The 12,674-nt window shown below is 72.8% G+C and carries 7 protein-coding genes; 4 read left to right on the plus strand and 3 right to left on the minus strand.

Features of this window, described 5'->3' with window-relative positions:
• Positions 1 to 85 precede the first annotated feature (85 nt).
• Positions 86 to 2,116: a tetratricopeptide repeat protein gene (locus tag ADK67_RS28950; protein ID WP_197289665.1), complete on the plus strand. Its 2,031-nt coding sequence runs from the start codon at positions 86 to 88 to the stop codon at positions 2,114 to 2,116.
• Here ADK67_RS28950 and ADK67_RS28955 read toward each other — a convergent pair.
• Positions 2,094 to 4,442 carry an HAD-IC family P-type ATPase gene (locus ADK67_RS28955; protein WP_053719699.1) on the minus strand — a complete coding sequence of 783 codons (2,349 nt, stop codon included), beginning with the start codon at positions 4,440 to 4,442 and terminating at the stop codon, positions 2,094 to 2,096. The genes ADK67_RS28950 and ADK67_RS28955 overlap by 23 nt on opposite strands.
• Before the next feature lie 123 nt (positions 4,443 to 4,565).
• On the opposite strand from ADK67_RS28955, the gene ADK67_RS28960 reads away from it, so the two are divergent.
• The 3 genes from ADK67_RS28960 (at position 4,566) to ADK67_RS28970 (ending at position 9,629) form a co-directional block, all read left to right on the plus strand.
• Positions 4,566 to 6,899, plus strand: coding sequence for a phosphoketolase family protein (locus ADK67_RS28960; protein WP_053719700.1), 2,334 nt, complete (start codon positions 4,566 to 4,568; stop codon positions 6,897 to 6,899).
• A 1-nt stretch (position 6,900) separates the two neighbouring features.
• A complete protein-coding gene (locus ADK67_RS28965) occupies positions 6,901 to 7,980 on the plus strand; it encodes an acetate/propionate family kinase (RefSeq protein WP_053719701.1) in 1,080 nt (359 codons plus the stop codon).
• A gap of 149 nt (positions 7,981 to 8,129) precedes the next feature.
• Positions 8,130 to 9,629: an extracellular solute-binding protein gene (locus tag ADK67_RS28970; RefSeq protein ID WP_053719702.1), complete on the plus strand. Its 1,500-nt coding sequence runs from the start codon at positions 8,130 to 8,132 to the stop codon at positions 9,627 to 9,629.
• A gap of 6 nt (positions 9,630 to 9,635) precedes the next feature.
• On the opposite strand, the gene ADK67_RS28975 is transcribed toward ADK67_RS28970, so the two are convergent.
• Both ADK67_RS28975 and ADK67_RS28980 read right to left on the minus strand, forming a co-directional pair.
• A complete protein-coding gene (locus ADK67_RS28975; RefSeq protein WP_053719703.1) occupies positions 9,636 to 10,295 on the minus strand; it encodes a hypothetical protein in 660 nt (219 codons plus the stop codon).
• Between the two features lie 16 nt (positions 10,296 to 10,311).
• Positions 10,312 to 12,594: an ATP-binding protein gene (locus tag ADK67_RS28980; protein WP_082403965.1), complete on the minus strand. Its 2,283-nt coding sequence runs from the start codon at positions 12,592 to 12,594 to the stop codon at positions 10,312 to 10,314.
• Positions 12,595 to 12,674: the final 80 nt, after the last annotated feature.

Genomic DNA, 12,674 nt, shown 5'->3' on the forward strand with positions numbered 1-12,674 from the left:
TGCGCGGGAGCGGCGCGCGGGGGTGGATGAACGGGTGGACCCCCCGAACCCGAACGTGATCTCGGGCGACGTAGGTGGATCGGCGGTGCAGACGGGCACCGTCCACGGTGGCGTGCACGTCCACCAGCAGCACCGGTTCGTACGCCCGGTTCCCAGGCAGCTCCCACCGGACACCTCGCGGTTCACCGGCCGCGAGGACGAGCTGAGCCGGCTGGACGCCCGCGCCGGCACGCCCACCCTGATCACCGGCACGGCGGGCGTCGGCAAGACCGCCCTGGCGGTCCGCTGGGCGCACCGGTGCCGCGACCGGTTCCCGGACGGGCAGCTCTACGTGGACATGCGCGGCTACTCGCCGCGCGGTCCGGTCGACGCCGGCCAGGCGCTGGAGGGCTTCCTGCACGCGCTGGACGTCGACCCCGAACTCGTGCCCGTCGACACGGGGGACAAGGCCGCGCTGTACCGGTCGGTGACCGACGGCCGCCGGCTGCTGGTGCTGGTCGACAACGTCTCCGACGCCGACCAGGCCCGCCCGCTGCTCGCCGCGTCCGACACCGTCACCGTGCTCGTGACCAGCCGCAACCGGTTGCCGGGGCTGGTGTCGCGCGACGGCGTCGGGCGGCTCGGCCTGGACGTGCTGCCACCGGACGAGGCGGTCAGCCTGCTGCGGGCCACCGCGGGCGTGGACCGCGTCGACGCCGACCCGGCCGCCGCCGCCCGCCTGGCCGACCAGTGCGCCCGCCTGCCGCTGGCGCTGCGGGTCGCCGCCGAGCGCTGCGCCGACACGCCGTTCACCACGTTGGCCGACCTGACCGCCGACCTCGCCGCCGAACAGGACCGCCTCGACCTGCTGTCGTCCGACACCGACCCGACCGCCGCGGTGCGCGCGGTGCTGTCCTGGTCGTACCGGGCGCTGCCGGCCGACGCCGCCGCCGCGTTCCGCGCGTTCGGCCTGCACACGACGTCGGAAGCGTCGCTGGACGCGGTGGCCGTGCTGCTGGACGTGCCGCCCGCGAGCGCCCGCCGCGTGGTCGACTGCCTGGTCTCGGCGCACCTGGTCGAGCCGACCGCCCGCGACCGCTACCGCCTGCACGACCTGCTGCGCGCCTACGCGGTGGAACGCGCCAGGGCCGAGGTCTCCCCGGACGACTGCGCAGCCGCGATCCGCCGGGTGCTCGCGTGGTACCTGCACACCGCCGACGCCGCCGACCGGGTCCTGCTGCCGCTGTACCAGCGCACCCCGTTGCCCGCTGAGAGCGTGCCGCTGGAGTTCGCCGATCGGGTCGCCGCGATGCGGTGGTGCGAGACCGAGCGGGTCAACCTGGTCAGCGCCGTCCGGTCGGCCGCCGACAGCGGACACCACGACATCGCGCGTTGGTTTCCGCCCGCGCTGTGGAGCTTCTTCGACCTGCGCAAGCATTGGGCCGACTGGATGGCCGTGTTCGGGATCGGCCTCACCAGCGCGCGCGTGATCGGAGACCGGGACGCCGAGGCGTACATCCTGGGCAGCCTCGGCGTCGCACTGCACGACACCGGCCAGTATGACCGGGCGATCGACCACTACCAGGAGGCGTTGGCGATCAGCGAGGAGATCGGGAACGACCGGCTGCTGGGCGGCACGCTGGCGAGCCTGTCCCACGTCTACCGCCGCCTCTCGAGGTTCGACGAGGCCCTCGACTGCCTGCACCGCTCGCTGACCATCCGCCAGTCCACCCGGGACCGTCGCGGCGAGGCGATCACCCTCAACCGGCTCGGCGCGGTCTACCGGGACCTGGGGCGGTTGGACGAGTCGCTCGACCACCTGCACCGCTCGCTCGACCTTCGCCGGGGCATCGGCGACCGGCACGGTGAGGGGTTCGCCCACCACAGCCTGGCGGCGACCTACTCGACCCTGGGGCGGATCGACACGGCGATGGAGCACTACCGGCACTCCGTCGAGGCCCATCGCGAGGTCGGCAACCTCTTCGGCGAGGCGCAGGGGCTGGACTGCCTCGCCAAGCTGCTGCGCCTGACCGGTGACGAACCCGGCGCGCGGGCGGCCTGGGAGCAGTCGTTGGCGATCTACGACAGTTTCGGCAGCGCGGAGGCCGACCAGGTCAGGGCGCGACTCGCCGGTTGATCAAGCCCCGGCCCACGACCTCCACCAGACCCGCAGCCACCGCACCCACGGCCAGCCCTACCAGCACCCGCTGCGGCGTCACGGCCAGCAGGAACACGTCCGCCGCGAGCACCGGCACGGCCAGGATCACCGCCGCCGACGCCGTCAGACCCGCCAGCAGCGCGACCTTCCACCCCGTCAACGGCCGCGCGAGCAGCGACAACGTCCACAACGACGCCACCAGCACCACGACCGTCGCCACCGTCTGACCGGCGGCCCGCCCACCGCCCGGGTCGAGCGAGCGGATCGCCAGGTCGCCGCCGAACGCGGCCAGCCCGATCACCACACCGGTCGGCACGGCCAGCCGCAGCACGCGCCCCAGGAAACCCGGCACGTAACGACGTCGGTTCGGGCCCAGGGCCAGCACGAAACCCGGGATGCCGATCGTCAGCGTCGAGATCATGGTCAGCTGGATCGGCGCCAACGGGTAGGCGATCCCGCTCGCCAGCACGACCAGCGCCAGCACCAGCGAGTACACGTTCTTCACCAGGAACAGGTTCGCCGCGCGCTCGATGTTGGCGATCACCCGCCGACCCTCCGCGACGACGTCCGGCAGGTGCGCGAACCGGCTGTCCAGCAGCACGAGCTGCGCCACCGCCCTGGTCGCGGCGGCGCCGTTGCCCATCGCCACGCCGATGTCGGCGTCCTTCAACGCCATCGCGTCGTTCACGCCGTCACCGGTCATCGCCACCACGTGCCCGCGCCGTTGCAGCGCGCGCACCATGGCCCGCTTCTGCTGCGGCGTGACCCTCCCGTACACGGCGGACGTCTCCAGCACGTCGGCGAGCGCGTCCGGGTCGTCGGGCAACGTGCGCGCGTCCACCGCCTCGGCCGCGGTCGAGATGCCGGGCACGCCGACCGACACCGCGACCGCGCCGACCGTGCGCGGGTTGTCGCCGGAGATCACCCGCAGCGTGACGCCCTCCTCGGCGAAGTACCGCACGGTGTCGGCGGCGTCGTCGCGGACGCGTTCGGCGAGCACGACGAGAGCGCGTCCGTCGAGGTCGGCGGGCAGCGCCGTGCCCCGAGCGGGGGAGCGGGCCGAGGCGAGGACCAGCACGCGTCTGCCCCGCGCGGCGATGTCGGCGGCACGTCCGGCCAGCGGGTCTCCGGGCGGGAGCACCATCTCCGGCGCGCCGAGCACCCACGTGCCGTGCCCGTCGGTGTCCACAGAGGACCACTTGCGGGCCGACGAGAACGGCACGCCGCCGGTGCGCCGCCAGGTGGTGGAGGCGAACTCACCGGCCAGCGCGGCGGAGGTGGCGTTCGCGTCGGGCGCGGTCGCCAGCAGCGCCAGCGCTGCCCGGACGTCGTCCCGCGGACCGTCCGCGATCAGCTCGTCGAAGACGATGTCGCCGTGCGTGAGCGTGCCCGTCTTGTCCAGGCAGACGACGTCGACCCGGGCCAGCACCTCCACCGCGGGCAGCTCCTGCACCAGCGTCCGCTTCCGCGCCAGGGCCACCGCGGCGACCATGAACGCCAGGCTGGTGAGCAGCACCAGCCCTTCGGGGACCATGCCGACCAGCGCCGCGACCGCACCGGTCATCGCCTCCTGCCAGTCGTCGGTGTCGGGGCTGCGGAGCTGGCTCCAGAGCAGCAGCGGGCCGACTGCCAGCATCATCAGCGAGATCCACCGCAGCAGCTTGTTCGTGCCCGCGACCAGCTCGGACCGGACCACGGTGAACCGGCGCGCGTCCTCGGTGAGCCGGGTCGCGTAGGCGTCCGCGCCGACCGCCGTGGCCTGGAACCGCCCGGATCCCGCCACCACGGCGGACCCGGACCGCACGTCGTCGCCGACGGCCTTGGGCACCGGGTCGGACTCGCCCGTCAGCAGCGACTCGTCCACCTCCAGGCCGTCGGCCGCGGTGACCACGCCGTCCGCCACGACCTGGTCACCGGTGCGGAGGTCGATCAGGTCGTCGGTGACCACTTCCTCGATCGCGATCTCGGACGTCACACCGTCGCGCGTCACCCGGGCGTGTGGCGCGTTGAGCACGGCGAGCCGGTCGAGGGTGCGCTTGGCCCGCAGCTCCTGGATCACGCCGATCGCCGTGTTGGCCACCACGACCAGGCCGAACAGGCCGTTCTGCCACCGGCCGGTGGCCAGGATGACCAGGAACAACGCGGTCAGCAGCCCGTTGAACGGCGTGATGACGTTCGCCCGGACGATCTGCCCGGCGCCGCGGCTCGTGCGGGACCGGACGGCGCTGGTCCGCCCGTCCGCGACCCGCTCCGCGACCTCCGCCGAGGTCAACCCCGCCTGCCGCACGTCGGCGACCCCGGACATCCCGACCTCCCCTCCCGACCACCGCATCCTCACCCGCCCACCCGCATCCCGCAGCCCTCCACACCCGTCCGGGCAAGGACGTTCGAGTTTCGGACCCCCGTGATCAGAGCTAGCGTCGGGACCATGCCGTCGACCGAGCACACCGCGGACGACCTGGACCTGCTGGACGCCTACTGGCGCGCGGCGAACTACCTGTCCGTCGGGCAGATCTACCTGCTCGACAACCCCCTCCTGCGTGAGCCGCTGCGCCCCGAGCACGTCAAGCCGCGGCTGCTCGGCCACTGGGGCACGACACCCGGCCTCAACCTCCTCTACGCGCACATGAACCGCGCGATCCGGCAACGCGACCTGAACGCCCTCTACGTCACCGGTCCCGGCCACGGCGGGCCCGGCCTCGTCGCCAACGCCTACCTGGAAGGCACCTACAGCGAGGTCTACTCGGGCATCGGGGAGGACGTGGCCGGTCTGCGGGCGCTGTTCCGCCAGTTCTCCTTCCCCGGCGGCATCCCGAGCCACGTCGCGCCGGAGACCCCCGGCTCGATCCACGAGGGCGGCGAACTGGGCTACGCCCTCCTGCACGCGTACGGGGCGGTGTTCGACAACCCCGACCTCCTGGCGCTGTGCGTGGTGGGCGACGGCGAGGCGGAGACCGGGCCGCTGGCCGCCAGTTGGCACTCGAACAAGTTCCTCGACCCCGCCCGGGACGGCGTCGTGCTGCCGGTGCTGCACCTCAACGGCTACAAGATCGCCAACCCGACGGTGCTGGCGCGCATCCCGGACGACGAGCTGGCCTCGTTGCTGCGCGGCTACGGCCACACGCCGCACTTCGTCGTCGGCGACGAGCCCAAGGCCGTGCACGAACAGCTCGCGTCCACATTGGACACGGTGCTGGACGACATCGCCGAGATGAAGGGGTCCAGGCAGCGCCCGCCGTGGCCGATGATCGTGCTGCGCACCCCGAAGGGCTGGACCGGCCCGCGCGAGGTGGACGGGAAGCAGGTCGAGGGCACGTTCCACGCCCACCAGGTCCCGCTCGCCGCCACCCGCACCGACGCCGGGCACCGCGCGCAGCTGGAGGAGTGGCTGCGCGGCTACCGGCCCGAGGAGCTGTTCGACGACGACGGCAGGCTCGTGCCCGAGCTGCGCGCCCTCGCGCCCACCGGCGACCGGCGGATGAGCGCCAACCCGCACACCAACGGCGGCCGGTTGCTGCGGGACCTGCGGATGCCCGACTTCCGCGACCACGCGGTCACCGTCGAACGGCCCGCCGCCGAGAGCAGCGAGGCCACGAAGGTGCTCGGCGCGTTCCTGCGCGACGTGGTGCGCCGCAACCCGGACAACTTCCTCGTCCTGGGCCCGGACGAGGTGGCGTCCAACCGGCTGTCGGAGCTGTTCGACGTGACGGGCCGCAAGTGGGGCGCCGACACCGTGCCCGGCGACGACCACCTCGCGCCGGACGGCCGGGTGCTGGAGGTGCTGTCGGAGCACCTGTGCCAGGGCTGGCTGGAGGGCTACCTGCTCACCGGCAGGCACGGCCTGTTCACCAGCTACGAGGCGTTCATCCACATCGTCGACTCGATGCTCAACCAGCACGCCAAGTGGCTCAAGACGACGCGGACGATCCCGTGGCGCGCCCCGCTGGCGTCGTTGAACTACCTGCTGTCGTCGCACGTCTGGCGGCAGGACCACAACGGGTTCAGCCACCAGGACCCCGGCTTCCTCGACCACGTGGTGAACAAGAAGGCCGAGATCGTCCGCGTCTACCTGCCGCCGGACACGAACACGCTGCTGTCGGTGGCGGACCACTGCCTGCGCAGCAGGCACTACGTGAACGTGATCGTGGCGGGCAAGCAACCGGCGCTGACGTACCTGGACATGCCCGCCGCGGTCGCGCACTGCACGCGCGGCCTGGGCATCTGGGACTGGGCGGGCACCACCGAGGGCGAGCCGGACGTGGTGCTGGCGTGCGCGGGCGACATCCCGACGCTGGAGACGCTGGCCGCCGCGAAGCTGCTGCGCGAGCACCTGCCCGACCTGAAGGTGCGCGTGGTCAACGTGGTGGACCTCATGCGGCTGCAACCGGACACCGAGCACCCGCACGGCCTGCCGGACCGCGACTTCGACGCGTTGTTCACCGAGGACAAGCCGGTGATCTTCGCGTTCCACGGCTACCCGTGGCTGATCCACCGCCTCACCTACCGCCGCACGAACCACGCCGACCTGCACGTGCGCGGCTACAAGGAGGAAGGCACCACGACGACGCCGTTCGACATGGTGATGCTCAACGACCTCGACCGCTTCCACCTGGTCATGGACGTGATCGACCGGGTGCCGTCGCTGGGCGGCGCGGCGGCGTCGTTGCGGCAGCGCATGGCGGACGCCCGGCTCGCCGCCCGCCAGTACACCCGCGAGCACGGCGAGGACGACCCGGCGATCGCCGGCTGGACGTGGGGCTGACGTGCGGGTCCTGGTGGTCAACGCGGGCTCGTCCAGCCTGAAGCTGCGGCTGCTGTCGGCCGACGACGAGGTGGAGCGCACCGCCGACGTCGAGCCGGACCCGGCGCGGCTCGAGGACGTGCTGGAGGACTGGCCGACGCCGGACGCCGTCGGGCACCGCGTGGTGCACGGCGGCACGAGGTTCACCGATCCCGTCGTGCTCGACGACCTGGTGCGGCAGGCGCTGGTCGACCTGACCTCGCTCGCGCCGCTGCACCAGCCGAAGTCGTTGGCGGGCCTGGACTCGGTGCACCGGCTGCTGCCGCAGGTGCCGGCGGTCGCGTGCTTCGACACCGCGTTCCACACCACGATCCCCGCGGCGGCGGCCACGTACGCCGTGCCCCGGGAGTGGCGTGACCGGTACGCGATCCGCCGCTACGGCTTCCACGGCCTGTCCCACGCCCACTGCGCGCGCCGGGTGGCCGAACTCGTGTCGCCGGGCCTGCGGCTGGTCACCTGCCACCTGGGCGCGGGCGCGTCCCTGGCGGCCGTCGCGGACGGCCGCAGCGTCGACACCACCATGGGCTTCACCCCGTTGGAGGGCTTGGTGATGGCGACCAGGTCGGGCACGGTCGACCCCGGTCTGGTGCTGTGGCTGGAGGAGCACGAGGAGTTGACCCCGCACGAGGTCGCGACCGCGTTGGAGGAGGAGTCCGGTCTCACCGCGCTGGCCGGCACCGGCGACCTGCGCGAGATCGACGCGGCGGCGGCCCGCGGCGACCCGGACGCCGTGCTGGCGCTGGACGTCTACACGCACCGGCTGGTCGGCGGCGTCGCCGCGATGGCCGCCGCGCTGGGCGGTCTGGACGTCCTCGCGTTCACCGGCGGTGTCGGCGAGAAGTCGGCCACGGTGCGCCGCCGTGCCGCCGAGCGGTTGGGCTTCCTCGGCGTCACGATCGACCCGGAGCGCAACGAGCACGTCGACGGCGACACCGACATCACCGGGCCGGCCGCGCGAGCCCGGACCCTCGTGGTCACCGCGCGCGAAGACCTGGAGATCGCGCACGGCACCCGCACCGCCCTGCGCGACCGGCCGCAATAATGGGGTTTCCCGGCAGCGGGGAATATCCATTGTCCTTGATCGGCGTATTGACACACCCGGTCGGAACGGCATTACTTGGCTCAATCGCGTAATGCGAAGGGGTGGGGATGTCGGAGCCTGGGGGACATTGGAGTCCTCGTTATCGTCTCGTGCTGATCACGATCATGCTGCTCGTCGTCCTCGCCGTAACGACGGTGAGCACGCTGTTGGTCGCGGACGTGGACGAACCGTGGACCGCCGGTTCCGTCGCACGGGCGGTGCTCGTCGCCGTGCTGGCGCTGTTCTCCGGGATCTGCGTCAACTTCCTGCCGGCGGCGGTCCTGCGGGTGTGGCGCCAGCAGGGCGTGACCGACCTGCCGCTGCGCGCGGTGATCGGCAAGGTCGTCGAAGGGCTGAAGCGACCGCTGAAGCAGGCCGGGATCGTGCTGGTGGTCGCCGCCATCGTCGCGGTCGGCCTGGTCCTGCGACCGCCGGAGGTCGGCCTGGAGCCCGGTCGGCTGGTCATCATGACGGCGTTCAACGAGAGCGCGGACGACCCGCGGACGATCCTGATCAAGCAGTGGAACCAGACGCACCCGGAGAACCCGGTGCACATCGACTTCGCGTCCGGCGAGCCCGACCAGCAGAACGCGCGGATGGTCAACGACGCGAAACCCGGCGGCCCCGGTCTCGCCGACGTGTACGTGCTCGACGTGGTGTGGATGGCCCAATTCGCCGAATTCGGGTACATCCGCGAGTTCGAGCGGTCCGCGTCGGCCGAACTGGGTGATTTCCTGCCCAAGGTGCTCGGCACGTGCGCCTACCGCGAGAAGCTGTGGGGGCTGCCGCTCAACACGGACGCCGGGATGCTGTACTACCGGACCGACGTGGCCGGCGCGATCAGGCCGAAGACCTGGAAGGACTACTACGGGCCCCCGGCGGCGGCGGCAGCGGCGGCGGCTGTGCCGGGCGTCGAAGCGGCGAACGCGGCGCAGCTGGACGACGAGGAGATCCTCACCATCACCGCGTTGGAAGCCATGTGGGCCGAGGGCGGCGAGGCGTTCGGCAAGGACGGGCAGGTCGCGCTGAACGAGGACGGGACCGCGGTGGAGTTCGGTGCCGGCGACCTGGCGGGCATCCGGAACCTGGCCGCCGCGTACCACGACCCTGGGATCGTGCTCACCGGCGAAGCGCGGTCGACCACCGACGACGACGCGGTCCGCACGTTCATCGACGGGCGCACCCTGTACATGCGCAACTGGCCCGTCGCCCGGGACCGGCTGATCGGCGAGGTCGAGTTCGAGGTCGCCGCGGCGCCGTCGCCGAGCGTGCTCGGCGGGCAGAACCTCGCGGTCTCGGCGTCGACGGACAAGCCTCGGGCCGCGCGGGCGTTGATCGAGTTCCTGACCAGCCCGTCGAGCCAGCTGATCCTCTCGGAGATCGGCGGGTTCGCGCCGACCAGGCAGTCCGCGTACGACAACGCCAGGCGGGACGACATCCAGGAGCTGCGCACGGCCGTGGACGACGCACGCCTGCGCCCGATCACCCCGCACTACGTGGAGTTCAGCCGGGTGTTCCGCGAGGGCATCGCCGAAGCGCTCGACACCGGCCAGTCCGCCGAGCTGCCACCGGACCTGCGCTCGGCCCTGGCGAAGATCCTCAACCGGTGAGCGCGCTCAGTCGCCGATCGGCTTCCCGTTGCCGAGGAACGGGTTGCGGCGGAACGAGAACCACGCGTACCAGAGCAGGACCAGGAACACGGCCGCGCCGCCGTACACCAGCACGCGCAGCTCGACCGACGGCGGCGACACCAGGCTCAGCACGACCGACAGCGCAGTCGTGCCCAGGCCCGTGCCGCACAACAGGCCGGTGGCGAGGTGGTAGGCGGGGCGGGAGTGGAGGTTCATCCGCCACTCGTTGCGGCCGCGCACCCAGCTCTCCCAGTGCAGCACGTCCGACGCGGGCAGCGCGGAGCCGGCCGGCACGTCGTGCGCGGGCCGCAGCAGCGCGTTCACCTTCCGCTCCAGCTCCCACAGGAACCACCGCGCCCGTCCCAGCCGCTGCACCTCGCCGAACCAGACGAACCACACGAACACCAGCAGCACCGGCGACAGGCCCAGGATCCCGGTCCGCACCGGCACGTTCGACCACGACGCCAGCAGACCCGAGTAGATCACCGCGATCGCGGCCAGCCCGTACGTCATCACGGTCTGCTGCGTCGACACCGCCGCCACCAGCTCGGCGCGGATGGCGTTGTACTCGCCGAGCAGGAACGCGAGCCGTGCCTGCGCCTCCTCCACGAACGGCTCCGGACGGCGTGACTTCCGCAGACCCACGATTGCTCCCCGGTGATCAGGCGACGGTGTCGATGGCGGCCAGTCGCGAGCGGACTTCCAGGACCTCGGCCGTGCGGTGTTGCGAGTGGTACAGCTCCAGCGCCTGCGACCAGGCCTCCCGCGCCTCGTCGTGCTGCCCCAGCGCGGAGTGCGCCTGCGCCAGCTGGTCCAGCGTGCTCGCCTCCTCGCCGCGGTCGTTCAGGCTGCGCAGCACGGCGATCGCCTCGCGGAAGTGCCCGACCGCCCGCGCGTGGTCGCCGGTGCGGTGGGCGATGTGGCCCACGCTGCTCAACGTGTACGCCACCCCGTCGGCGTAGCCGATCCGCCGGTGCAGCTCCAACGCCGCCGTGCAGTACTCCGCCGCACGGGTCAGGTCGCCGAGCACCGCGTGGTACCAGCCGACGGAGTTGAGCATGTTCGCCTCGCGGGTCCGGTCGTCCAGCCCCCGGTACAGCTCCAGCGCCTCGTAGGCGTGCTTCAGCGCGCGTTCGCTGTCGCCCTGCTGGTCCCACGCGGCGGCGAACGCCTCGTGCGTGCGTGCCTGGCCCGCCACGTCGCCCGCCCGGCGGAACAGGTCGAGCGCCCGGTGGAGGTTCGCCAGCCCGTCGCGGTGCTCGCCGACGTCCAGCAGCGCCACGCCGAGCCGCCGGTGCGCGCGGGCCTGGTCGCCCGGGTCGTCCAGGTGCTCGACGGCGGCGACGGCGGTCCGCCACGTGGCGAGGTTGTCCCGGCGGTGCCGCTGCCGGTAGTGGAACGTGTGCATCACCCAGCCGAGCCGCCACGTCGACGTGTGCCACCCGTGCCGCGCGGCCAGCTGCTGCGCCTCCATCAGGTTGGCGTGCTCGACCTCGAACCACGCCACCGCGCGGACCAGGTCGGGCAGCGGGTGCGGCGCCACGCCGGTGACCGGGCGGCCGATCAGGATCGGCGGCCGGTACGGGTCGAGCACGCGGTCCCCGGTGTACGCGGTGTGCAGGTAGAAGTCGAGCAGCCGGGTCAACGCCTCGTCGCGCACCGGCTCGGCCAGGTCGCCCGCCGCCCGCTCGGCCGCGTACAGCCGCACCAGGTCGTGCATCCGGTACCGGCCCGGCGTGTGCTCCTGCACCAGGCTCTCCGCCTCCAGGTCGCGCAGCCGCACCCGCGCCTCGGCGGTGGACGTGCCGATCAGCGCGGCGGCGGCCGGCAACCCGATGTCCGGTCCCGGCGCGAGGCCGAGCAGCCCGAACGCGGTGGCCGTCCGCTCGGCCAACGCCCGGTAGGACCAGGAGAACACGGCACGCAGGTTGGCCTCGGCGTCGTCGATGTTGAGCGCGTCCAACCGGCCCGCGTGGTCGCGCAGCTCGTCGGCCAGGGCGGCCAGCGAGAACTCGGGGTGGCTGGTCGCGCGGGCCGCCACGATGCCCAGCGCCAGCGGCAGGCCGGCGCAGAACGCGATCAGGTCGTCCACCGCGCGCGGGTCGGCGGCCAGCCGGTCCGCGTCGAGGTGCCGGGCGAGCAGGTTGCGCGCCTCGTGGTGCGGCAGCACGTCCAGGTCGACCTGGCGGGCGCCGTGCGCGGTCACCAGGCGGGTCAGCCTGCGGCGGCTGGTGATCAGCACCGTGCACGTCGGGCTGCCCGGCAGCAGCGGCACGACCTGCGCCGTGTCACGGGCGTTGTCGAGCACCACGAGCATCCGCCTGCCGGCGATCACGCTGCGGTACAGGCCCGCCTGCGCCTGCGGGTCGGTGGGGATGGTGGCCGGCGCCACGCCCATGGCCTCCAGGAAGCCGCGCACGGCCGCCTCCGGTGGCACCGGCGAGCCGGTCGGGTCGAAGCCGCGCAGGTCGACGTGCAGCTGACCGTCCGGGAACAGGTGCAGGTTGCGGTGCGCCCAGTGCAGCGCCAACCACGTCTTGCCGATGCCGCCCGCGCCGCTGATCGCCGAGATCACCACGGCGGCGGGTTGGGCCGCGAGCGCGGCCGTGACGTGCTCCAGCTCCCGCTCCCGCCCGGCGAACCTGGCCGGTGGCGCGGGCAGTTGCCGCGCCACCGGGTCGTCGTGGGCGCCCGCGGTCTCCGACGTCGCCATCGCCCACAGCCGGTGCAGCTCGACCAGCTCGGCCTTGGTCGCGCCGCAGGCCCGGGCGATCCTGGCCACCACCTCGAAGTGCTCGGGCACGGCGAGGCCCTGGCAGAAGCGGTGCAGCCCGGAGCTGCTCAACCCGGTGCGCTCGCCCAGCGTCCGGTAGCTGCGCCCGCTGCGCCGCTTCAGCTCGCTGAGCGCGCGTGCGAACGCGTCCACGTGCGCCGATAACGCCATGCCCCGCCCCCTCGATCACCCAGCGTCCCACAGGCCGTCCCGCCGGTCCACGTCCTTGCAGGTCAACGCATCCGCACTGT

Source organism: Saccharothrix sp. NRRL B-16348 (genome assembly GCF_001280085.1).
Classification (GTDB): Bacteria; Actinomycetota; Actinomycetes; order Mycobacteriales; family Pseudonocardiaceae; genus Actinosynnema.

Excerpts from the sequence above, each read along its gene's own strand:
- ADK67_RS28960 (WP_053719700.1), top strand. The coding sequence starts at position 4,566 with ATGCCGTCGACCGAGCACACCGCGGACGACCTGGACCTGCTGGACGCC.
- ADK67_RS28955 (WP_053719699.1), bottom strand. The coding sequence starts at position 4,442 with ATGTCCGGGGTCGCCGACGTGCGGCAGGCGGGGTTGACCTCGGCGGAG.
- ADK67_RS28980 (WP_082403965.1), bottom strand. The coding sequence starts at position 12,594 with ATGGCGTTATCGGCGCACGTGGACGCGTTCGCACGCGCGCTCAGCGAG.